The organism is uncultured Agrobacterium sp. (genome assembly GCF_913777885.1).
Taxonomy (GTDB): domain Bacteria; phylum Pseudomonadota; class Alphaproteobacteria; order Rhizobiales; family Rhizobiaceae; genus Agrobacterium.
Genome location: NZ_CAJYTV010000003.1, coordinates 317493 through 340718, shown reverse-complemented (window position 1 = coordinate 340718; position 23226 = coordinate 317493). Strand labels below are relative to the sequence as shown.

23 protein-coding genes are annotated in these 23226 nt (G+C 58.6%); 12 read left to right on the top strand and 11 right to left on the bottom strand.

What is annotated here, in order from left to right; genetic code table 11:
* Positions 1–38 precede the first annotated feature (38 nt).
* From xdhA to QZ869_RS02610, 8 genes are all read left to right on the top strand, one after another.
* Positions 39–1508, top strand: a complete 1470-nt coding sequence (gene xdhA / locus QZ869_RS02645) for a xanthine dehydrogenase small subunit (protein ID WP_296102335.1) — start codon at positions 39–41, stop codon at positions 1506–1508.
* Between the two features lie 3 nt (positions 1509–1511).
* Positions 1512–3851 (top strand): xanthine dehydrogenase molybdopterin binding subunit, encoded by a 2340-nt coding sequence (gene xdhB, locus QZ869_RS02640; RefSeq protein WP_296102333.1) that lies wholly within the window; start codon positions 1512–1514, stop codon positions 3849–3851.
* 9 nt (positions 3852–3860) lie between these two features.
* Positions 3861–4691 (top strand): xanthine dehydrogenase accessory protein XdhC, encoded by an 831-nt coding sequence (gene xdhC / locus QZ869_RS02635; RefSeq protein WP_296102331.1) that lies wholly within the window; start codon positions 3861–3863, stop codon positions 4689–4691.
* 243 nt (positions 4692–4934) lie between these two features.
* A complete protein-coding gene (locus tag QZ869_RS02630) occupies positions 4935–5828 on the top strand; it encodes a LysR substrate-binding domain-containing protein (RefSeq protein WP_153311811.1) in 894 nt (297 codons plus the stop codon).
* Between the two features lie 113 nt (positions 5829–5941).
* The gene (puuD, locus tag QZ869_RS02625) at positions 5942–7189 is read left to right on the top strand and encodes a urate hydroxylase PuuD (protein WP_296102329.1); all 1248 of its coding nucleotides are present in this window, start codon (positions 5942–5944) and stop codon (positions 7187–7189) included.
* Positions 7186–8499, top strand: a complete 1314-nt coding sequence (gene guaD / locus QZ869_RS02620) for a guanine deaminase (protein WP_296102327.1) — start codon at positions 7186–7188, stop codon at positions 8497–8499. Before puuD ends, guaD begins: the two co-directional genes overlap by 4 nt.
* Before the next feature lie 215 nt (positions 8500–8714).
* Positions 8715–10685, top strand: coding sequence for a methyl-accepting chemotaxis protein (locus QZ869_RS02615; RefSeq protein ID WP_296102325.1), 1971 nt, complete (start codon positions 8715–8717; stop codon positions 10683–10685).
* Positions 10686–10919: 234 nt separating this feature from the next.
* Complete coding sequence (locus QZ869_RS02610; RefSeq protein WP_296019896.1) at positions 10920–11342, top strand: ester cyclase; 423 nt, start codon at positions 10920–10922, stop codon at positions 11340–11342.
* A gap of 72 nt (positions 11343–11414) precedes the next feature.
* Here QZ869_RS02610 and QZ869_RS02605 read toward each other — a convergent pair whose 3' ends face one another.
* The gene (locus QZ869_RS02605; protein ID WP_296019898.1) at positions 11415–11810 is read right to left on the bottom strand and encodes a RidA family protein; all 396 of its coding nucleotides are present in this window, start codon (positions 11808–11810) and stop codon (positions 11415–11417) included.
* A 118-nt stretch (positions 11811–11928) separates the two neighbouring features.
* On the opposite strand from QZ869_RS02605, the gene QZ869_RS02600 reads away from it, so the two are divergent.
* Positions 11929–12825, top strand: a complete 897-nt coding sequence (locus QZ869_RS02600; RefSeq protein WP_296102553.1) for a LysR family transcriptional regulator — start codon at positions 11929–11931, stop codon at positions 12823–12825.
* A 103-nt stretch (positions 12826–12928) separates the two neighbouring features.
* Here the strand turns inward: QZ869_RS02600 and QZ869_RS02595 are convergent, their stop codons facing one another.
* Complete coding sequence (locus QZ869_RS02595; protein ID WP_296102324.1) at positions 12929–13462, bottom strand: hypothetical protein; 534 nt, start codon at positions 13460–13462, stop codon at positions 12929–12931.
* Positions 13463–13731: 269 nt separating this feature from the next.
* Between QZ869_RS02595 and QZ869_RS02590 the strand changes: the two genes are divergently transcribed.
* Together QZ869_RS02590 and QZ869_RS02585 are read left to right on the top strand one after the other, a co-directional pair.
* On the top strand, positions 13732–14874 hold the full coding sequence (locus QZ869_RS02590) for an alpha-hydroxy acid oxidase (RefSeq protein WP_296040554.1): 1143 nt from the start codon (positions 13732–13734) through the stop codon (positions 14872–14874).
* A gap of 420 nt (positions 14875–15294) precedes the next feature.
* The gene (locus QZ869_RS02585; RefSeq protein ID WP_296040558.1) at positions 15295–16566 is read left to right on the top strand and encodes a D-alanyl-D-alanine carboxypeptidase; all 1272 of its coding nucleotides are present in this window, start codon (positions 15295–15297) and stop codon (positions 16564–16566) included.
* A gap of 31 nt (positions 16567–16597) precedes the next feature.
* Here the strand turns inward: QZ869_RS02585 and QZ869_RS02580 are convergent, their stop codons facing one another.
* The 9 genes from QZ869_RS02580 to QZ869_RS02540 all read right to left on the bottom strand — a co-directional run bounded on the left by QZ869_RS02580 (position 16598) and on the right by QZ869_RS02540 (position 22474).
* On the bottom strand, positions 16598–17338 hold the full coding sequence (locus QZ869_RS02580; RefSeq protein WP_296102322.1) for a metallophosphoesterase family protein: 741 nt from the start codon (positions 17336–17338) through the stop codon (positions 16598–16600).
* Positions 17339–17343: 5 nt separating this feature from the next.
* Positions 17344–17700, bottom strand: coding sequence for a hydroxyisourate hydrolase (gene uraH, locus QZ869_RS02575; RefSeq protein ID WP_296102320.1), 357 nt, complete (start codon positions 17698–17700; stop codon positions 17344–17346).
* Complete coding sequence (locus QZ869_RS02570; RefSeq protein WP_296102318.1) at positions 17697–18197, bottom strand: ureidoglycolate lyase; 501 nt, start codon at positions 18195–18197, stop codon at positions 17697–17699. Before QZ869_RS02570 ends, uraH begins: the two co-directional genes overlap by 4 nt.
* A gap of 3 nt (positions 18198–18200) precedes the next feature.
* A complete protein-coding gene (locus QZ869_RS02565) occupies positions 18201–18563 on the bottom strand; it encodes a HepT-like ribonuclease domain-containing protein (RefSeq protein WP_296102316.1) in 363 nt (120 codons plus the stop codon).
* Positions 18560–18850, bottom strand: a complete 291-nt coding sequence (locus tag QZ869_RS02560; RefSeq protein ID WP_296019915.1) for a nucleotidyltransferase family protein — start codon at positions 18848–18850, stop codon at positions 18560–18562. The genes QZ869_RS02565 and QZ869_RS02560 overlap by 4 nt, the downstream gene beginning before the upstream one ends.
* Positions 18851–18912: 62 nt before the next feature.
* Positions 18913–19416, bottom strand: a complete 504-nt coding sequence (gene uraD / locus QZ869_RS02555) for a 2-oxo-4-hydroxy-4-carboxy-5-ureidoimidazoline decarboxylase (protein ID WP_296040579.1) — start codon at positions 19414–19416, stop codon at positions 18913–18915.
* Positions 19416–20339: an allantoinase PuuE gene (gene puuE / locus QZ869_RS02550; protein ID WP_296102315.1), complete on the bottom strand. Its 924-nt coding sequence runs from the start codon at positions 20337–20339 to the stop codon at positions 19416–19418. Before puuE ends, uraD begins: the two co-directional genes overlap by 1 nt.
* Positions 20340–20467: 128 nt before the next feature.
* Positions 20468–21175 (bottom strand): DUF1045 domain-containing protein, encoded by a 708-nt coding sequence (locus tag QZ869_RS02545; protein WP_296085103.1) that lies wholly within the window; start codon positions 21173–21175, stop codon positions 20468–20470.
* A gap of 105 nt (positions 21176–21280) precedes the next feature.
* Complete coding sequence (locus QZ869_RS02540) at positions 21281–22474, bottom strand: FAD-binding oxidoreductase (protein WP_296102313.1); 1194 nt, start codon at positions 22472–22474, stop codon at positions 21281–21283.
* On the opposite strand from QZ869_RS02540, the gene mnmD reads away from it, so the two are divergent.
* Positions 22473–23219 carry a tRNA (5-methylaminomethyl-2-thiouridine)(34)-methyltransferase MnmD gene (gene mnmD, locus QZ869_RS02535; protein ID WP_296102311.1) on the top strand — a complete coding sequence of 249 codons (747 nt, stop codon included), beginning with the start codon at positions 22473–22475 and terminating at the stop codon, positions 23217–23219. The genes QZ869_RS02540 and mnmD overlap by 2 nt on opposite strands.
* Positions 23220–23226 lie beyond the last annotated feature (7 nt).

Sequence of the window (23226 nt, the reverse complement as noted above, 5' to 3'; positions counted from 1 at the left end):
CATTCGGGTGGACTCCGAAACAGATACGAAGGCAGTGCATGAAAGACGCAATCAGCTTCATCCTCAATAACGAGACGATCACTCTGTCGGACTTTGCGCCGACGGAAACCCTGCTCGATTATCTGAGGCTGCGCAAACGCCTGACGGGCACCAAGGAAGGCTGTGCGGAGGGCGATTGCGGCGCCTGCACGGTGTTGATCGGCAGGTTGCTGGAAGGCTCGCTGCGCTACGAAAGCGTCAATGCCTGCATCCGTTTCCTAGGCTCGCTGCATGGCACCCATATCGTCACGATCGAGCATCTGGCGCGAAAGGACGGTACGCTTCACCCGGTCCAGCAGGCCATGGTGGATTATCACGGCTCGCAATGCGGCTTTTGCACGCCGGGCTTCGTTATGTCGCTCTACGGTCTTTGGCTTTCCAGCGACAAGCCCTCGCGGGCTGAGATCGAGAAAGCGCTGCAAGGCAACCTCTGTCGGTGTACCGGCTATGAGCCCATCGTCAAAGCCGCCGAGAGTGTCACCGCCGCACGGCCCAGCACGCTTTTCGACCCCATCGAAAGCGAGCGCTCCACCATCATGTCGCGTCTCTGGGGCATCCAGCAGAACGACACGATCACCGTGACCAAGGATGGTCATCGCACCATCATTCCGGGCAACCTCACCGATCTTGCCAATGCCTATGCTGCGGAACCGAAGGCCACTATCGTTGCCGGTTCCACCGACGTGGGCCTTTGGGTCACCAAGCAGATGCGGGAGCTTAAGACCGTCATCTTCATCAATCACCTGAGCGAGCTGCAATCGATCTCCGTGTCGGAAGGCATGATTTCGATTGGCGCCGGAGTGACTTACGCGCAGGCCTTCAACACGCTTGCCGACCATATCCCGGCTTTCGGTCGCCTGATCGACCGCCTCGGGGGGCAACAGGTGCGCAACATGGGAACGATCGGCGGCAACATCGCCAATGGTTCGCCCATCGGCGATACGCCCCCGCCGCTGATTGCACTCGGCGCGACGCTGACGCTGCGCTCCACTTCCGGCAGCCGCACGATCCCGCTCGAAACTTTCTTTATTGAATATGGCAAGCAGGACCGTCTGCCCGGGGAATTCGTTGAGAAGATCGAGGTGCCGCTGCCTGCAACCGACACTCATTTTGCCATCTACAAGATTTCCAAGCGCCGCGATGAGGATATCTCGGCACTCTGCGCCGCCTATCATCTCGCGCTTGGCGAAGACGGCACGGTGAGCGATATCCGCATCGCCTTCGGCGGCATGGCCGGTACGCCAAAGCGCGCCACGGCTTTGGAAGAGGCGCTGAAGGGCAAGGCCTGGACGCAAAGTACCATGGATGCCGCACGCGATACCATCGACGCGGATTTCCAGCCGCTGACCGACTGGCGCGCCACCGCGCAGTACCGCCAGCTAACGGCAAAGAACCTGCTGACCCGTTTCTTCCTGGAGACATCGGGGACGCCGCAGGAAATCAGGCGCTTTGCGCTTGAGGAGGTCTGACACATGGACACCACCACATTCGAACGCGCCAAGAACGAAGTCGATGGCAAGATGCACGGGTCGCTTCGCCATGATTCAGCGCATAAGCATGTCACCGGAAGTGCCGAATATATCGACGATATCCCGGAACCCGCAGGCCTGATCCATGGCGCGCTCGGCCTGTCGGACCGGGCGCATGCCGAAATCCTGTCCATCGATCTCTCCGAAGTCGAGGCAACGCCCGGCGTTGTCTGGGTCATGACAGGCAAGGACGTGCCGGGGGAAAACGATGTCTCCTCCGGTGGGCGCCATGACGAGCCACTGCTGGCCGAAACGCTGGTGCAATTCCACAGCCAGCCGATCTTCGCGGTTTTTGCCGAGACCCGCGGGATTGCCCGCCATGCGGCCCGCAAAGCAAAGATCACCTACAAGGATCTGCCGCACTTTACCGATATCGACTCATCCCTTGAAAATGGCGAGCCGCTGGTGACGCCCGGCATGGTGCTGCAACGCGGTGAGGCTGAAGTGGAGATGGATGTCGCGCCGCGTCGCCTGACCGGCACGATGCGCATCGGCGGTCAGGAACATTTTTACCTCGAGGGCCACATTGCCATGGCCGTGCCCGGCGAGGATGACGAGGTGACGGTGTGGAGTTCCACCCAGCATCCAAGCGAAATCCAGCATATCGTCAGCCACATTCTGCAAGTGCCCTCCAATGCCGTCACCGTGCAGGTGCGCCGCATGGGCGGCGGCTTCGGTGGCAAGGAGACGCAGGGCAACCAGTTTGCCGCACTCTGCGCGATTGCCGCCAAGAAGCTGAAGCGTGCTGTCAAAATCCGTCCGGACCGCGACGAGGATATGGTCGCCACCGGCAAGCGCCACGATTTCCGCGTCGATTACGAACTCGGCTTCGATGACGAAGGCCGCATTCATGCCGTTGATGCAACATACGCCGCCCGCTGCGGCTTCTCATCGGATCTCTCAGGCCCCGTCACGGATCGAGCGCTCTTTCATGCGGATTCGAGCTACTTCTATCCGCATGTAAAGCTTGCCTCCAAGCCACTGAAAACCCACACGGTTTCCAATACCGCCTTTCGCGGTTTCGGCGGCCCGCAAGGAATGCTCGGGGCCGAACGCTTCATCGAGGAAATCGCCTATGCGGTGGGCAAGGACCCGCTCGATATCCGCAAGCTGAATTTTTACGGCGAGACCGGCTCGGGCCGCACCACTACGCCCTATCATCAGGAAGTAGAAGACAACATCATTGCCCGCGTGGTGGAGGAGTTGGAGACCTCCAGCGACTACCGCGCACGCCGTGAGGCGATCGTCGCGTTCAACCGCGAAAGCCCGATCCTGCGCAAGGGCATTGCGCTGACACCGGTCAAATTCGGCATCTCCTTCACCATGACCGCCTTCAACCAGGCGGGTGCTCTGGTGCATGTCTACAATGACGGCTCCATCCACCTGAACCATGGCGGGACGGAAATGGGCCAGGGCCTCTACACCAAGGTCGCGCAGGTCATTGCCGATACGTTCCAGGTGGATATCAGCCGGGTGAAGATCACCGCCACCACCACCGGCAAGGTTCCGAACACTTCGGCGACTGCCGCTTCTTCCGGCACGGATCTCAACGGCATGGCAGCGCTCGATGCCGCCCGTCAGATTAAGGAACGGCTGATCAAGTTTGCCGCGGAAAAATGGAACGTCACGGAACAGGATATCGCCTTCCTGCCGAACCGCGTCCGCATTGGCGATGAAGAAATCGCCTTCAATGATATTGTGCGTCAGGCCTATTTCGCCCGCGTGCAACTCTCTGCCGCAGGCTTCTACAAGACCCCCAAAATCCACTGGGACCGCGCCGCCGGACGCGGCACGCCCTTCTATTACTATGCCTATGGCGCCTCCTGCTCGGAAGTCACCATCGATACGCTGACTGGCGAATATATGATGGAGCGCACCGATATTCTCCACGATGTCGGCAAGTCGCTGAACCCGGCCATCGATATCGGCCAGATCGAAGGCGGCTTCGTTCAGGGCATGGGCTGGCTGACGACGGAGGAACTGTGGTGGGATGGCAAGGGCCGACTGCGCACCCACGCGCCCTCCACTTACAAGATCCCGCTTGCCTCCGACCGGCCAAAAATCTTCAACGTCAAGCTGGCGGAGTGGTCCGAAAACGCCGAACCCACCATTGGCCGCTCCAAGGCCGTCGGCGAGCCGCCTTTCATGCTGGCCAATTCGGTGCTGGAAGCGCTGTCCATGGCGGTTGCCTCGGTTGCCGATTACAAGGTCTGCCCACGCCTCGATGCCCCGGCAACGCCTGAGCGGGTGCTGATGGCGGTGGAGCGGTTGAAGAAGGTGTGAGGCAAACCCGTGCCGGAACCACTGACCGCCTTCCTCGCTCAAGCCCCGGCCATCCTCGTGGAGATCGAAGCCGTCAAGGGCTCTTCTCCGCGTGAGGCTGGCACCTTCATGTTGGTCTCGGCAACCCGCATCTGGGAAACGATCGGCGGCGGTCAATTCGAATATATGGCGATCGATCATGCGCGCGCCATGCTGGAGGGCAGAACAAATGTCGATGCGCTCGACATTCCGCTAGGCCCGGAAATCGGCCAATGCTGCGGCGGTCGCACCCTGCTGCGCTTCACCCGGGTGACGGAGGCTGTCTCGGCTGCGCTGACCGAACGGATGAGAGAGGTCGAGGATCGGCAACCCGCCGTCTTCATTTTCGGTGCTGGCCATGTAGGGAAAGCGCTTGCAAACAGCCTGTCGCTTCTGCCCCTTTCCGTCTCCGTCATCGAGACGCGCCGCGAGGAGTTGATCGGGCTACCGGACAATGTATCGACGCATCTGGCAGCCATGCCCGAAGCGATGGTCAGCGACATCCCCGCAGGCGCTGCGGCAATCATCGTCACCCATGACCACGCGCTGGATTTTCTGATCGCGAAGGAAGCCCTCGGCCGAAACGATCTTGCCTATGTCGGCATGATTGGATCGAGAACCAAGCGCGCCACCTTCGCGAATTGGCTCTCCCGCGAAGGGCACGGCGGCACACTCGACAATCTCGTGCTACCCATCGGCGGCACCGTCGTCAAAGACAAACGCCCCGCCGTCATAGCGGCCTTGGTAACTGCCGAAGTGCTTCACGCAGTTCATCGCTTTGCCGTTCAATGCCCTGCCCGATCCGGCTCCGCCCCTCTATGAAGCCAAGATCGCGCTTGAGATGTTCGCTCAACGCATCGTCATCGAGCCTGTTTACAGGCCTGTAGCCTTCGCCAAACCAGTCGGTCTTCCATAGCCACGCAAAAAAGCGCAGCCAGACGTTCAACGTCGTGGCACCCATCGTATTTTCTCCTGAGCTGTTTTTATGCTGTGAGAAAAATATGCTTGATTTTGACGCCGATAACCAATGAAACGTCAGCCTGAATAGATGAAGAGAGCTTATCCATGAAGATGTCGCGAAACTTTCCGCTGAATGCCCTGCGCGTCTTCGAAAGCGCTGCCCGGCATTTGAGCTTCACCAAGGCAGGCGACGAGCTTGGCATGACGCAGACGGCGGTGAGCTATCAGATCAAGCTTCTGGAGGACTATGTGGGCGCCACGCTCTTTGTTCGTCGTCCAAGGCAGGTCACACTCACATCGGCGGCAGAAAAGCTGGCGCGACAGACATCCGAAGCCCTGACCATGCTGGAAGCGGCCGTTGCGGATACAAGGAAGAGCGTCTCCGATGTGCTGACGATCTCCGCCACGCCGACCTTTGCTCAGCAATGGCTTGCCCGGCGACTTGGGAGCTTCCAGGCGGCCAACCCCAAGACAGCCGTTCACCTCGCGCTTAGCAACGAGATTGTCGATCTCTTGCGCGAGAACATCGATCTGGGCATTCGCTGGGGTAAAGGCGACTGGCCGGGCCTCATCTGCCACCGCATCATGCGGCTGGATTTCGCACCCGTCGTCAGCCCGCTGCTGGTCGAAAAGTTGGGTGGCCTGAAAGAGCCTGCCGACCTGCTGAAGCTCACCATCATCAGCCCGCAGGACCGGTGGTGGAAGCACTGGTTTCGAGAGGCCGGCGTTCACGAGACCGATCTCGACACTCGCACCGGCAGCAATTTTGGCTTCCAATATCTGGAGGCGGCGGCGGCCATGGCTGGCCACGGTGTCGCCATCGTCAATCCCACTCATTTTGCCGAGGATATGGCCGCCGGGCGCCTGATCCAGCCTTTCGATCTCGTCTGCAACGATGGGCATGATTACTGGCTGGTCTATCCGGAAAGCCGTCGCAACGTGCCGAAGATCAAAATCTTCAGGGACTGGATGCTGTCGGAATTTCCTGACGATCTATAAGATCAATAACGGGTCGGTTAAGGGCTGACGACATTCCTGCGCAAAATGCGATGTTGCCTCTTCCCTAGGCAAGCGATTTTTCGCATTGTGCGACGCAAAGACAGGGGAACAGAATGTACGAATACGCCATTGCGTGGGAATGGATGGCCTTTGCCGTTCGCTGGCTGCACGTGATCACCGCCATCGCCTGGATCGGCTCTTCCTTCTACTTCATCGCGCTCGATCTCGGGCTGGTCAAACGCCCGAACATGCCACCCGGCGCCTATGGCGAGGAGTGGCAAGTGCATGGCGGCGGCTTCTATCACATCCAGAAATATCTCGTCGCGCCCGCGCAGATGCCGGAGCATCTCACCTGGTTCAAATGGGAAAGCTACGCCACCTGGCTCTCCGGCTTTGCCATGCTCTGTATCGTCTATTACGGCGGGGCAGACCTCTTCCTCATCGATCATTCGGTGCTGGAACTGACGCAGCTGCAGGCAATCGGCCTGTCGCTCGCCTCGCTTGCCGTCGGCTGGCTGTTTTACGATTTCCTCTGCAAATCGCCGCTCGGCAATAACACCTGGGGCCTGATGATCGTGCTCTATGTGGCGCTCGTCGCCATGGCCTGGGGCTATACGCAGGTTTTCACCGGCCGCGCCGCCTTCCTGCATCTTGGCGCTTTCACCGCCACCATCATGTCAGCCAACGTCTTCTTCATCATCATCCCCAACCAGAAGATTGTTGTCGCAGACCTGATCGCGGGTCACACGCCGGACCCGAAATATGGCCGCATCGCCAAGCAGCGCTCGCTCCACAACAACTATCTGACGCTGCCGGTCATCTTCTTCATGCTGTCGAACCATTACCCGTTGGCATTCGGTACGCAGTTCAACTGGGTGATTGCAGCACTCGTCTTCCTGATGGGCGTTACAATCCGCCACTGGTTCAACACCACCCATGCCCGCAAGGGTAAGCCCACCTGGACGTGGCTGGTTACGGCCCTCATCTTCATCCTCATCATGTGGCTGTCCACCGTGCCGAAGGTGCTGACCGGAGAGCAGGAGGCTGCCGCAGCCAAGCTCTCGCCCGCCCAGCAGATCTTCCTTGCGGACGCGCATTTCGCCAGCGCGCGCGATATCGTCCAGGGGCGCTGTTCCATGTGTCATGCCGCGGAACCCGTGTGGGAGGGCGTCAACTTTACCCCTAAAGCGGTGAAGCTCGAAACCGACACCCAAATTGCCGCGCATGCACGGGAAATCTATTTACAGGCGGGCCGCTCCCATGCCATGCCCCCCGGGAACATCACGGCGATCACGCCACAGGAACGCAAGGTGCTGACCGCCTGGTATGAAAGCGCCGTTTCTCAAGGAAAGACTGAATGACCATGCTGCTGCTGCGCGGACGCCTTTTGAGCTTCAAGCGCGCACCCCTCTCCATCGATGATACGGCAAGCTACCTCTATATCGAAGATGGCGGGCTGCTGGTATCGGAAGGAAAGATCGCAGCCATCGGCGAGTATGCCGATATTCGCGCTAAGGCGCCGGAAGGCGTTGAAGAGAAGGATCACCGCCCTCACCTGATCGTGCCGGGCCTTATCGACATGCATCTGCATTTCCCGCAAATGCAGGTCATCGGCTCCTACGCCGCCAATCTCTTGGAGTGGTTGAACACTTATACCTTCCCGGAAGAATGCCGCTTCGTCGAAAGCGCACATGCGCAGCGTATTGCCACCCATTTCTACGACGAGCTGATCCGCCACGGCACCACCACTGCTGTTGCCTATTGCTCGGTCCACAAGACATCTGCCGATGCCTTTTTCGCCGAAGCCTTGAAGCGCAACATGCTGATGGTCGGCGGCAAGGTGATGATGGATCGCAACGCGCCGCAAGGGCTGCTCGATACACCCGAACTCGGCTATGACGAGACGCGCCAGGTGATTGCCGACTGGCATGGCAAGGGTCGCAACCACGTGGCCATCACCCCACGTTTTGCCATCACCTCCACGCCGAAGCAGATGGAAGCGGCCCAGGCGCTTGCGCAAGAGTTTCCGGACCTCTTCATTCAGACGCATCTTTCGGAAAATCTGGACGAAATCAAATACACCTGCGAGCTTTACCCGGAAGCGATCGACTATACCGACATTTATGTGCGCTACGGCCTGATGGGCAAAAAGACGCTGCTCGGCCACGCCATCCATCTTTCTGATCGCGAAGCGGACGTGCTTTCGGAAACGGGCGCTGTCGCCGTGCATTGCCCCACCTCGAATCTGTTTATCGGCTCCGGCCTGTTTCCGATGAAGAAGCTGCAACGGCGCGAAAAGCCGGTCCGCATCGCGGTTGCGACAGACATCGGCGGCGGCTCCAGCTATTCCATGCTGCGCACGATGGACGAGGCCTACAAGATCCAGCAATTGCTCGGAGAGCGTCTTAACCCGCTGGAAAGCTGGTATCTGATGACACGTGGCAATGCAGAGGCGCTGTCCATGGTCGATCGGATCGGCACGCTGGATGCCGGAACGGATGCCGATATCACCGTCCTCAACGCTTCGTCCACGCCCTCTATGGCGTTGAAGATGGAGGTCGTGAACAGCCTGACGGAGGAACTGTTCCTGATGCTGACAATGGGTGACGACAGAACAGTTGTCGAAACTTACGTTTCCGGCACAGCACAAAAAGCAGTCCTGACTAAATAACCCATTGATTATATGAATAGCTGCCGATAAGGCCTTAATTATATTTAAACTATAACTATTTTACCATGTGATGGACGATCATAGGGCGCCATGATGGCTGATTTCGATCGCCATGTGGACACTCCATCTGCCCGACCCCTACGGTGGCGCCGATCTTCGGCTCCCAAAATATTGCCTCCGTGTCGTACTGGCCTTTCTTGAACGGAATAAAAGAGATGTCATTTTTGAGAAACGCCGGCATCCGGACAAAAGTCCTTGCGGTCGTATTACCGTTATGCGTCGTGGGATTAGCTGCTACCGCTTATACGGCTTATAATTACAGTCAGGCAGACGAAGACTACACGAACTTTATCGTGCAGGACAATGCTGGCGCGCTTTCCTTGGCACGTGGAACCCGAAACCTGACAGCAATTGCCTACGCTGCCTACGAAACCCTGTTCTACGACAGCGGAACGCCGGGCATGGTTTCCGCTATGTCACTCTATAATGACGGTAAGGAAAAATTGCTGCTGCGCTTTCGAGATGCGGCTCAGCGCTTGCCAGACCAAAAAGCCTCAATCGACGCACTGACCAGCCGGGCGCAAGAGGTTATTGCGGTCACAGATGAGGCTGTAAAACTCGGCCAAGCGGATCGCAATGACGAAGCCAAGCTCTTGCTAGCGAAAGCAGACGCTTTGATTCTCCCATTGGCTCAAGACGCCTCCAAGATTCTGGACGACAAAACAAAACAAGTCGTTGCAAAGAGCGAAGAGCTCAGCAACCAGACCGCTACCACTATTTTCTGGTCGATCACTCTAGCTTGCATTTCCTTCGCGCTCGGCATCATCGCATCGCTCGTCGTTGCGACCAAAGGCATCATTACGCCGATTGCGGCCCTTCGCCAGCGGATGACATCGCTTGCCGCGGGCGAAACGCAGGCACCGGTGGACGGCCAGGATCGTCGCGACGAAGTCGGCCAGATGGCGAAGGCTGTCTCCGTCTTCCGCGAAAACGCGCTGGAAAAGCAACGGATGGAAAAGGAAGCTGCTGCCAATCTCAGCCTGACGGAGAAGGAACGTGCAGAGCGCGAAGCGCAGAAGGCAAGAGACGCCGCTGACATTCAGTTCGCCGTCGATCAACTGGCAAATGCGCTGAACAAGCTGGCAGCGGGCGATGTCGCCTACCGGATCGAGACGCCATTCGTGTCCCATCTCGATACGCTGCGCACCAATTTCAACAGTTCTATCGGCAATCTGAATGACGCGCTGCGGGCTGTGGGACAAAACGCCCGCGGCATCGATGCCGGCGCCAATGAAATCCGCGCTGCGGCCGACGATCTCTCCAAGCGTACCGAACAACAGGCGGCATCCGTCGAGGAAACCGCCGCCGCTCTGGAGGAAATCACCACGACGGTCAAAGATTCCAGCAGACGTGCCGAAGAAGTCGGCAAGCTGGTCGACAAGGCGCGTGACGGCGCCGAAAGATCCGGCGATGTCGTTCGCAAAGCGGTCACCGCCATGCAGGAAATCGAACGGTCGTCTGGAGAAATCACCAACATCATCAGCGTTATCGATGAGATCGCCTTCCAGACCAACCTTCTGGCACTGAATGCAGGTGTAGAGGCCGCCCGCGCTGGAGAGGCGGGCAAGGGCTTTGCCGTCGTCGCGCAGGAAGTGCGTGAACTGGCGCAGCGTTCGGCAAAGGCCGCCAAGGAGATCAAGGAGCTCATCAACAATTCCGGCACGCATGTCCGCGCAGGCGTCGACCTCGTCGGCGACACGGGCCGCGCGCTCGAGGTCATCGTGGGCGAGGTTCAGGAGATCAACCGCCACGTCAATGCGATTGTCGAATCATCTCGCGAACAGGCCGTCGGTCTCCAGGAGATCAACACCGCGGTCAACTCGATGGATCAGGGTACGCAACAGAATGCGGCTATGGTGGAGCAGTCCACCGCCGCCAGCCATAGCCTTGCTAAGGAGGCAGCATCGCTGAACCAATTGCTGTTGCGCTTTAATCTCGGCGAAACCGACGGAAGAAGCCGCACCACATCAGCACCTGTTACAGGCACACCGAGGGCCGCCACAAGCGCCTCCAAGCCTGCCGCCTCACCTGCACATGCCCTTGGCCGCAAGATCGCCAGCGCGTTTGGTGGCGGCGCTGCGGCGGCAGCTGCAACAGTTGCTTCCGCCAGCTGGGAAGAATTTTAAGACAAAGCGCTTCCAGCAAACACCTGCGAACAGGCGGCCTTGAGCCGCCTGTTCTGCTTCTTGTGACCGTGTTTTTCTTGCCGGTAACGTGTCGTAATGGGGAATCGTTGGCGTCAAAGACGGACGCTATCCCCTGTGACAGAATTGCTCATTTCGCGCAAATGTGGAGCTCCGGTAGCGACTCCGTCTTCAAATGAAGTAATCTTGCCGTTTCAACAGCAGGGTCAGATTTGAATGACACACCTCGCAGATCACTATCGCGCCTACATTGCCTGCCTGAACGACCAACGCTGGGACGATCTCGGATCATTCGTTGCCTCCGACGTTACACATAATGGCCGAAGATTCGGCCTCGATGGTTACAGGCGGATGCTGATCAGCGACTTCGAGACGATTCCGGATCTCTCCTTTAAGATCGCCCTCCTTGTCTGCGAGCCGCCCTACGTCTCAGCCAGGCTCGAATTCGACTGCTCGCCGAAATCCACGTTCCTGGGACTTGCCATCGCCGGACGGCGTATTTCCTTCGCCGAAAACGTCTTCTACGAGTTCCGCGACATGCAGATCGTCTCCGTCTGGTCCATCCTCGACAAAGCGGCGATCGAGGCCCAATTAGAACGCCATGCGCCCTTTGAGGACACACAGAGTTCTAACTCCTGAATTTCAGCATTTTGATTTTCTAAAAATCGATTTCGATTTTCGGGCGGATGCTGAGGTCTTGAATCGCAAGCGTCACGCGCCAGGGACACGCGCGATCACCTTGATCTCGAAATCAAAACCGGCAAGCCAGTTCACGCCGACGGCCGTCCAGTTCGGATAGGGCGCTTGCGGAAACATTTTATCCTTTCCAGCCATCACCGCCGCGAATTGCTGTTCTGGATCGGTGTGAAATGTCGTCACGTCGATGATGTCGTCGATCGTACCTCCGGCCGCCTCCAGCACTGCTTTGAGATTTGTGAAGGCCAGTTCAACCTGCTTGTCAAATTCCGGCTCTGGCGATCCATCCTCCCGCGCGCCAACCTGTCCAGAGATGAACAGAAGATCGCCGGATCGGATGGCGGCGGAATAGCGATGCATATCGTAAAGCGCCTGACGGCGTGCTGGAAAAATTGCTTCGGACTTTGTCATTTGCTCTCTCCTGTTGGGGGCGATTGGCGTGTTCGCCTCGGCTGATGGACAGATAGCAATGACGCATAGATGCGATTAGACGTTGAAATTGGGATGTGCTCATGCAAAATTCCCATCAATCATGCGCCCATCCCTGACCGAACTTACTACCTTCATGGCCGTCGCCACGCACCGCAGCTTCCGTCGTGCGGCGGACGAGCTTGGAACTGCCCCCTCCACCTTGAGCCACACCGTGCGTGCGCTTGAGGAGCGCCTTGGCGTACGGCTCCTGAACCGGACGACCCGTAGCGTCTCGCCCACGGAAGCGGGCCTGTCGCTGCTCAACCGGTTGCACAATGTGATGAATTTGCTGGACGAGGCGCTCGATGCTACGGCGACTTTTCGTGGCAATGTCGCAGGCCGGGTCAGGATAAACGCGCCGCGCGTCACGATCGCCTATCTCGTGCGTGAAATCCTTCCGCTGATGACAGAGCGCTTTCCCGACGTCGAGGTCGATCTCGTGGCGGACGGCCGTTTGATCGATATCGTTTCCGCTGGCTTCGATGCCGGTGTTCGTCTGATGGAAGCAATCCCGAAGGACATGGTCGCCGTCCCTTTCGGCAAGCCCGTACATTTCCTTTGCGTGGCCTCGCCCGCCTATCTGAAGCGCGCAGGAGAACCGCTCACGCCCCACGAACTGCCACATCATCATTGCATCGGCCACCGCCTGCCAAGCGGCAAGCTTTACAAATGGGAGTTTGATCGCGCCGGACAGGAACTCACCGTCGATACGGGTGGGACAGTTGTTTTGGATGATGAGGATCTTATGGTCGAGGCTGCCGCCAGTGGTTTAGGGATCGCATATGTCGTCAACTGGATTGCCCAACCCGCCATCGACGCTGGCAAGCTGACACCGGTGCTGACATCCTGGATGCACGCGGCTGAGAGGATGGCACTTTATTATCCCGGCCATCGGTCCGTTCCCCCGCCCCTGCGCGCGTTTATCGACGTCGTCAAAGCTGCGCCCAATGTGTGAGCATCCCCGAGCGGGACGAATTTTGGCAGCACTCCACCAAAGCGAAAGGATAACGGGCGGCGATACCACCCGCTTGTCCTGTTGCTCTGGGGCCAATACCGCCTCAGCCGAGGCGCAAGGAATACGGATCGACAGCGCCGCTGCCCGAACCTGATGCGACCTTGGCCCTGCCGTCGTAGCGACGTTTCAATAGCCTGGAATATTCAAAAACCGCGCGAGGGGTCCACACCCCACCGGCTATACGCACGTTACCGAAGTCGGTCATCATCGCAGCCAGATCGTAGCCGGTACCCACGTCCAGCAGGCTCTTGACCGCCCAGGCGCAATTTTTTCTCAGAAGAAAATAGCCGGGCTTCTTGGCGAGCATATTGGCCCAGGCACGTTTCATCGCCGCTTCGTTGAGACCGGAAATACTGACACTGGCGGTCGGCGGTTTTCCCTCTCCGTTAGGTCCGATGTCTTGCTCATAGGTGTAAGGACTGACAGGATCCTTGAGAAAGCCGCCTTCAGCGCGCGTGTTCGGCCACCAACTTACATAGGTTTCTAGGCCCTTGGATTGTCCGACGCCTATCTTCATGCTGATGTGTCCAACATTCGCCCTAGAGGCTTCCGGTGCCCAGAAGAATACGGTGATCATGCTATCCTCCAAAATACGCCACGCAAAATGCGTCAAAATTCTCGTGGAAATAGTGGGTTCATTGCCAATGCGAGAAAATGGCACGTAGAAGGCGATTTTAAGGCGTGATGTTACAACTCACCGGCGATCAGTTGTACACGACCCCAGCGACGGAGCGCACGCGTGAGCTTCGTTTTGTCGCACGGGACAGATGATCGTCGCCACATTTCGATGTTGCACCTTGGTATTTCATGGTATGCAGTCAGCATTCAGATTTGAAGGTTTTATCCATGAGCAAAATCCTCACCATCGCCGACCTGAAGAGACAGGCACAACGGCGCGTGCCCAAAATGTTCTTCGATTACGCCGACAGCGGCGCATGGACCGAAGGCACATATCGCGCCAATGAGGATGATTTTCAAAAGATAAAGCTGCGCCAACGCGTGCTGGTCGACATGACCAACCGTTCGCTGGAAACGGAAATGATCGGCGAAAAGGTGTCCATGCCAGTTGCGCTGTCTCCGACAGGTCTTACCGGCATGCAGCATGCCGACGGGGAAATGCTGGCCGCCAAGGCTGCTGAGGAATTCGGCGTTCCCTTCACGCTGTCCACCATGAGCATCTGCTCGATTGAGGATGTCGCCTCTGTCACCTCGCGTCCCTTCTGGTTCCAGCTGTATGTGATGAAGGATCGCGACTTCATCAACAATCTGATCGACCGGGCGAAGGCCGCCAAATGCTCGGCGCTGGTCCTGACACTCGACCTGCAAATCCTCGGCCAGCGCCATAAGGATCTGCGCAACGGCCTGTCGGCCCCGCCAAAGTTTACACCGAAGCATATCTGGCAGATGGCGACACGGCCCAAATGGTGCCTCGACATGCTGCAGACCAAGCGCCGCAGCTTCGGCAACATCGTCGGCCATGCCAAGAACGTCTCAGATCTCTCCTCCCTCTCCTCTTGGACGGCGGAGCAGTTCGACCCGCGTCTCTCCTGGAAGGATGTCGAGTGGATCAAGGAACGCTGGGGTGGCAAACTGATCCTGAAGGGTATTCTTGACGAGGAGGACGCACGCGCCGCCGCGGAGTCTGGTGCCGATGCCATCATCGTCTCCAACCATGGCGGCCGGCAATTGGACGGTGCCCTCTCCTCCATCGCCATGCTGCCGAAGATCGTCGATGCCGTCGGCGACCGGATTGAAGTCCATATGGATGGCGGCATTCGCTCCGGCCAGGACGTGCTGAAAGCCATCGCGCTTGGCGCCAAGGGCACCTATATCGGTCGCCCCTTCCTCTACGGTCTTGGCGCCAACGGAAAGCTCGGCGTAACGACAGCGCTTGAGATTATCCGCAAGGAAATGGACATCACCATGGCGCTTTGCGGCAAGCGCCTGATCACTGATGTCGATCGCAGCATCCTCGTTCAGAACCCCTGATCGAGAGCTATCCAGACCACGCAACGCTGCTGCCGCCCTCACAATCACGTGAGGGCGGCACCGTTTCCTCCCCCTTTTCAAAGCCATAAGCACGAGAGTTTCAAAGGTGTTCGCGCCACCTCGACAAAGACGCGTTTGCGAGCTCCCGATCAAACCCTAAAACCCCGCTGAAGGCGCCTTTGTAGAGGCATCTAGCCCGAACGCTCCGCTTCCCCATCGTCCCTTATGAGCGCTCGGAAGCAGTGCCGAAGCACTGGAGAATCTCCGCCAAGCCCCAAATCTGACCCGCCACCAGTGGGGGTCGATTTTCATCCTTAATTAAGCATGAAGGCAGTCTCTAAACTTTGAACGGTTTTGTTGCCTGAAAGCTTCGCTACTTTAAGGGCAACGGGCAGCACAGGGACGCATAAGGGGAATTTCATGTCGGGTAAGATCAGACGGGGAACGGCTGAAGCATGGCTTTTCGCTTTGGCGTTCTTCTGCGCGATCCTCACATTCGGGGCAGCACCGGCGCAGGCACGCTATGCGCATATCGTCATCGACGCGAATTCGGGAAAAGTGCTGGATTCGCAAAATGCCGATCAGCTGAAATACCCAGCATCGCTGACCAAGATGATGACCCTCTATCTGACATTCGAGGCTCTGCATAAGGGCCGTATCAGCTGGGACCAGCGCATCACCATGTCGAAGAACGGTGCTGCGACCATTCCCTCCAAGCTTTACGTGCGCGCCGGCACCACCTTCACCGTGCGCGAAGCCGTCTATGGCATGATCGTCAAATCCGCCAATGACCTTGCCGAAGGCATGGGCGATCATCTCGGCGGCTCGGAAGCCCGCTTTGCCGACATGATGACACGCAAGGCCCGCCAGCTTGGCATGACGAAAACCGTGTTCCGCAATGCCTCCGGCCTGCCGAATAAGTCGCAGGTGACGACAGCGCGCGATATGGCGAAACTCGGCCTTGCCCTACAGCGGGATTTCCCACGTGAATACAAGATGTTCAGCGCCACCTCCTTCAGCTTTCGCGGTAAGACCATTCGCGGTCATAACCGTCTGCTGACGCGCTACAAGGGCGTTGACGGCATCAAGACCGGTTACACCAATGCCTCCGGCTTCAACATCGTCAGCGCCGTCAATCACAATGGTCGCAGCGTCGTTGCCGTCGTGCTCGGCGGACAGAGCGCGCAACGCCGTGATAACCAGGTCGTTGCCCTTCTCGACAGGACGCTACCGAAAGCATCGCGTACACGCGGCACGGAACAGCTGATCGCCAGTGCCAGCACCAGCCGCACCTTCGATACCCCCCCGTCGGTCGTGCCGCTTCCCATGTTTGCCGAACGCCAAGACCCGATCGCTCAGAAGATTGCATCGGCAGACAACGTCATGGCGGATATGATGCAGACATCCGCCGTCGCACCATCCGCCGTTCCCCCAGGTAGAAGCCGCTGGGAAGTGCAGATCGCTGCAACCGACTCCGAAGCCGCTGCTCTGTCTATGTTGAAATCCGCCAAGGCCTCGCTCTCATCCGGCCATGCCGGTGTGGCCCCCTATACCGAAGCCGTGAGCACCGGTGGCGCGACACTCTATCGCGCCCGCTTCACCGGTTTCGACACCCAGGCAGAGGCACTTTCAGCCTGCAAGGACTTGAAAGCTCGCTCCTACTCCTGCGTGGTGATGACCAGCAACGGCTAGGCCCCACAGCGGCGAGCGCGTTCTACCGAGATCAGTCTAGCCAGCCGCCTTCAATGGCGTTGCCGATGCGATTCATCCCATTCTTGCGGGCCAGCGCAGCCATGGGCGCTGCGTCGTAGCGGATATTGCGATGGGTCACCTGCCAGCCGAGCGCGGTCTCTTCGAGAACCGCATAGGAAGCGAGCCCATGGCCAACCTCCACCTGATGATAGACGGGCTCGTCATCCTTCCAGCCGGGACAGCCGACGCTGCCCGGATTGACGATCAGCCTTCCGTCGGAAAGCCGCACGGTGCGGGCGATATGCGTGTGGCCGCACAGCATGATCGGCTGATGGATGCCGCTGGCGAGCGCCTCAATCTCGGCACGCGGGCGAAGATGCAGCACGCCTTCCGGCAATATACGCTCCAGCCAGTAATCGAGATCGCCAGCCGGTGAGCCGTGACAGCAATAGGCCACGCCCTTGAACACCATGTCGAAGGGCAAGGTCTTCAGCCAGTCTATATCTGCAGGTGAAAGCTGCGGGGAGATCGTCTTTTCCCACGGTCCCATCTCATCGGGCTGCTGCTCGATCAAGGCACGGTCATGATTGCCGCGCACCGTCGGAATGCCTCGGTCGATCAGCAGTCTCGCCGTGCGCCCCGCATCCAGCGGTCCGCTGAAACAGTCGCCAAGATTGACGATATCGGTGATCCCAAGCTTTTCAATATCTGCCAGCACCGCTTCGAGTGCCGCATGGTTTCCGTGAACATCGGCAATCACGGCAAAGATCATGGCGATCAGCTGCCGCGATAGGTGGAGTAGCTGAACGGCGAGAGCAGCAATGGCACGTGATAATGCCCGGCCTCATCGGCAATGCCGAAGCGGATGGGAATGATGTCTAGGAAGGCAGGTTCGGGAAGTACAAGGCCTTTTTGTCGCAAGTAATCGCCCGCATGGAAAACCAGCTCATACTGTCCGGCGCGAAACGCCTCCCCCATCAGGAGCGGCCCGCCATCCACCCGACCATCGCTATTGGTCTCCACGCTCTTCAGCTTCTCGCGGGTGTCGCCATCCAGCCGGTAGAGATCGATCTTCAGGCCTGCGGCCGGCGTGCCGTGGGCGGCATCGAGAACATGGGTCGTCAGGCCGGTCATGGGCTGGGCTCCGCTATGTGAAAGGGTTGCTCGTAAAAATATTCTTCCAGATTGACGCCCGGCCCATCCCGATCCACCACCAGAAAATCGCTTGTCTCACCGATCGTCATCAGCGGATGGTGCCAGACATTGCGGTGATAGTTCACCCCTTGGCCGGGAGCCGTCAGAAACGCATGAGGCCGACCGGGCTTGCCACCCTCATCCTCCGCGACCACCACCAGAAACGGTCGCGTTGAGAGCGGCGAAAAGCTCTGGCTGCCAAAGGGATGCCGCTCCATAATATCCACGACGTAGGGAAAACGCCTTGGCTTTCCCCGAAAGATGTTGATCACCACCCGCGCGCCCTCACCCGTGACATCGGCTTGAGAGAGCGCATGATAACGCTCGGTATTGCCGCCATTGATGAGGCGCATCGTCGACGGATCGGCTTCGATGACATCGCCAAAGGCACGAAAAGCTTCGCGCTCGAGAGGGCGGATTTCCAGAAACTCACTCAATGCTCATTCACCTTGCGCTCGCCAGTTTCGGATGGTGGCAAGATGCTCTTGCAACTCGGGAATACTCTCCGTCACCGTCTTCCAGACAACAGACATTTCAGCTCGGAAATAGTCATGCACGATGAGGTTTCGCATACCCTTCATCCGCACCCAAGGGATATCGGGGTGTTGCCGCAAGAACTCCGGCGCTCCTCGGTCGATCTTGACCACAGCTTCTCCAATGATCGCAAGCCCCATCATCACCGCCATCTGTGTCCGTTCGTCGGAAAGAAATGCGGCCTCGTCCATGTCCGTGACGAATTTCAGAATACTTGCCGTAGCGGTCTCGATCTCTTCGAGCTGGAGAAGCAGCCGGTCCGAATTCATATCGGCTTTGCTTCCTGCAACACACGATCCCTGATCCTGGCATGAAGCCCACCAGATGTGACGACATCGACAGGCACGCCCAGAGTCTCGGACAGTTCTTCGAGTAATCCTCCGAGGTCGAAAAGCGTCGTCTCCGGCAAGGCATCGACCAGAATATCGAGATCGCTATCCGAGCGATCTTCGCCGCGCGCCACCGAACCGAAGACACGCGGGTTTGCCGCGTTGAAGCGCTTCGTCGCTTCGCGGATCGCCTCCCGATTCTGTTCCAGCACCTCCGACGGTCTCATCGCTCAAATCCTTTGCTGGCAGAGAATATAGAGCGAGAAACCCCGCATGGAAAGCCGCCGCATCAGGCAGCAGCCTCAGGCAACAGCGCGGAAAGGCGCAAGTAAGCGATCTTCTCCACCTGCGCGGTTGCCGTGGCAAACTCCTGTTCGGCATCGTTGTGAATGCGCTCTTCGAAGGCACGCAGAATATCGTCCTTGTTAAGCCCCTTCACTGCGATGATGAAAGGAAAGCCGTTCTTCTCCACGTAGGCCGTGTTGAGCTCTGTAAAACGCGCATGCTCCGCCAGTGTCAGTCGATCGAGCCCGGCACCGGCCTGTTCCTTTTTGCTGTCTTCTGTCAGCCCACCGGCAATGGCGAGCTTGCCAGCAAGATCTGGATGCGCCCGCAAGACGCCAAGACGCTCCTCATAAGATGCCGCACGAAACGGCACGCACAACGCCTCGTGAACACCTCTCGCCGTCAGCGGCTCCACCACGACCCCTGAATCATAGGCGCGTTCGGCGATAAAGGGGGAATGCTCGAAGACGCCGCCGAAGCGGCTGATGAAATCGTCACGCTCTAGCATCAAAGCGCCTCCGGCTTGTGATGCTCATGCCAGTGGCGCGCGATGTCGATACGCTGCGGTATCCAGACCTTCTCGTGGCCGAGCACATATTCGATGAAGCGGCGAAGCGCTGCCGCACGTCCCGGACGACCGACCAGACGGCAATGAAGCCCGACACTCATCATCTTGGCCGAGCCTTCCACGCCCTCTTGATAGAGCACGTCGAAGGCATCCTTCAGATAGGTGTAGAACTGATCGCCGGAATTGAAGCCCTGCGGCGTGGCAAAGCGCATATCGTTGGTTTCAAGCGTATAGGGGATGATCAGGAACGGATCGTTCTTTGCCCCCTTCACCCAATAGGGCAGATCGTCCGCGTAGGAGTCAGAGGAGTAGAGGAAGCCACCCTCCTCCATGACGAGCTTTAGCGTATGGTCCGACGGCTTGCCCTGATACATGCCGTAGGGGCGCTCGCCCGTCAGTTCGGTGTGGAGCCGCACGGCTTCGAGAATGTGCTTGCGCTCTTCCTCTTCGGAATAATCCTTATATTCCAGCCAGCGATAGCCATGGCTGGCGATCTCCCATCCGGCTTCTTTCATGGCGGCAACCGCCTCCGGGTTGCGCGCCATAGCCGAGGTCACGCCGTACACGGTGGTGGTCACGCCAAGCGAGGTGAACATTCGCCACAGACGCCAGAAACCGGCGCGCGAGCCGTATTCGTAGATCGATTCCATGTTCAGGTTGCGCTGCCCCGGCCATGGTTGCGCGCCGACGATTTCCGACAGCAGCGATTCCGACGCCTTGTCATTGTCGAGAATGCAACTCTCTCCGCCCTCTTCGTAATTGATGACGAATTGCACGGCGATGCGCACACCGCCCGGCCATTTCGGATCGGGGGCGTTGCGGCCGTAACCAATGAGATTGCGGGGATAGTCTGCGGAAATCATCAAATCACCTTCACGAAATTTCGCGAACGGTAGCATTGCAGACCGGAAAGTCGAGAGCGTTTCAGCGCAATTTCACCAAAAGCGCCGCTGCCTTTTCGCTGGGCTGAGGCGTCCAGCGCACCTCGCAATCAGGCGATCTTGCGCGCCGAGACACGACCCATGGGATGCAGCGAATGCACCCTGAACGGTGCCCCCGGCTCCTCTTCGACAAAGAGCGCCAGATTGGCAAACTCCAGCGGGCGTTCGAGGAGAGCAGCGAACACGCTGCGCAATGCACGCTCCAGGCGCGCACAATCGGCCGGTACGATGGCCCCTGTGAGCGTCATTTGAAAACGAAACTCATCCATGACGTAAGGGTGCCCCCAGCGGTGCAGATTGGTCAGCTGCGTAGCAGACAGCCGGTGCGGATCGGCCCGGTCGATATCTGCATCCGACAGCGGTGTACGATACCGGTCGAAATCCTGCACGACGCTGGCTGCGAGAAAATTCAAAGTCTCTGACGGCCACGACGGTACGAGCCCATAGCTGTTACCGAGCTTGGCGATTTCGAGCGGCGGCAACGTGAAAGGCTGGTGTGTACCGGCAAACCGCATCAGGTCACGAAGCAGCGCGGCTTCGGTCATGCCCTCGGCAAGCTGGAACGGCGCCTTGATCGCACCATGGAAACCGTAGCGGCGCGGAAGTGCGGTGAAGTAGGAGAGTTCCTGCATCCCGAGGCCAGTCTGCGCAGGCGGCTCCACGCTGTGGCCGGAATAGACGTCACGACCGAGCCACGATGCAGCAGCAAAAGTCATCGGGTCGTTCGGGGAAGGCGTGTAATGAATGGCGTACCGCATGCGTCGTCACCTCGCCCCGCTCAACTGGGATTTATGTCTGTCTGTTCATGGCGACAGCAGATAGGTGATTTGCGTGACAGATTAACGACGTGGTCCGAACGTCGCTCACAGATTTGCGTGAACAAGCGCAAGATGCGCATCGGTGCGGAAGCTGGAAGGCACATCCATATCCTTGCCCTGAACAGCGCAAAGTGCGGCATCCGCAAGACGATGAGCCAAACCGAAACTCACCTTGAAGCCGCCGGTTAGCGCTACGATGTGAGAGTGTTCAGGATGCGCCCCCACCATCGGATCACGACCGATGGCCTTTGGCCGAAGCCCGGCCCAGCGTTCGATGATCTCGGCCTTCGAAAGCTCCGGCACGATCTCTCTCGCTGCGCTCAACAGCGCATCCAGTTTGTCATCGGTGGCGAAGGGCTCAGCAAAAGAATCCTCGCTGGTGCTGCCGATTGCGACTGTCCCGTCCTCATGCGGCACGATGTAAAGTCCATTGAGGAACACCACCGGCATGGTGGAATCGATCGATGCCCGCAACAGGGCGGCCTGCCCTTTGACCGCCTGCCCGAGTGCAGCCTCGGACCGAAGAGCAAATGTCTGCATCAAAAGGGGAAAAGAGGCGTACCCCGCCGAAACAATAGCGTGCGAGAACGACAGGCGCGATCCGTCGTCGAAATGCGCAATGCTGTCCTTGCCGAGCGATACGATCTTTTGTCTCTCTACGACACGCACATGCCGCGACGCATTGAGGAACGCAGTCAGTGACGCAACCAAGCCGCGCGGAGAGACCTTCGCGGCTAAGGTGTCATGCACGAACCCCGCCTGCCCTGCCGATGCATCGACCCAGTTTTCCGCCGGTGGCGCATCCAGCACGTGCCAGTGGAACCGCTGGCCCTGCTGATCCCAATTCGTCTTCGCCTCCTGACTATGGCGTTCAGCAATCACACGCAGATGCGGTTTCGGCAGCGGAATGATGCGCCCGCACCGCCTGTATCCAGCCGAGAGGTCTGTCTCGGCTTCAAGCCGCGCAATCTCGTCTTCCAATGTCAGAAGCGCATCGAACTGGAACTGCTTCTTGTCGTTCCAGCGATCCGGCATATGCGGCATCAGCGCGCCAAGCAGCCCCCCACTCGCGCCGCAACCTGCGTGCCCGGCATCGACAAGCACCGTATCGATCCCCAGACGGTCAGCTTTCCGCGCCGCCCACAGCCCCATGATACCGCCGCCGATGATCAGCAGCGACGCACTGGGCGGCAAAGATGATTGACCTCTGTGATCGGGAAGACTATCGGCTTGGACCATGACACATCCCGAAGACTTGGACCCGGACAGCACCGGCGAAAACATGCTGGATTGGCGAGAGGGCGATATGCCCTATTCGCTGGCCTTTGGCGATCATTTTTATTGCCAGACGGATGGGCGGCTGGAATGCGGCCATGTCTTCCTGAACGGCAATGGCCTTCCAGGTCGCTGGGCCGATCAGCAGGAAGAAACATTCCTCATCGGTGAACTCGGCTTCGGTACCGCGCTCAATCTCACCGAAACATGGCGACAGTGGAAGCTTGCACGCCGCCCCGGCAAGACATTGCACTTCGTTTCCTTCGAACTCTACCCCATGCGGGCGCAAGAGATCGACCGGGCGCTGTCGCGCTGGCCGGAAGTCGACACGGAACGTCAGGCCCTCGTCGCGCTGTGGCCGCAAGAGCCGCAAGGCATCATTGCGCTGCAACTGGATGATCAGACGAAGCTCACCGTCGTCTGCGGCGAGGCACTCCAAGGTATTGGGACGAGTTCGCTCACATTCGATGCCTGGTTCCTGGATGGATTTGCGCCATCGCGCAACCCAGACATGTGGTCGGTAGAGATCATGAACTCAATCTATGAAAAGACGCGTGAGAGCGGAACCTTTGCGACCTATGCCGCCGCAGGCTTCGTGCGTCGCAATCTGCAGGCCGTCGGCTTCAAGGTCGAACGCCGCAAGGGTTTTGCCGGTAAACGGGAAATGCTGTGCGGCATCAAGCATATCGATACGAACTCGCCCACCTAGCCTCGTC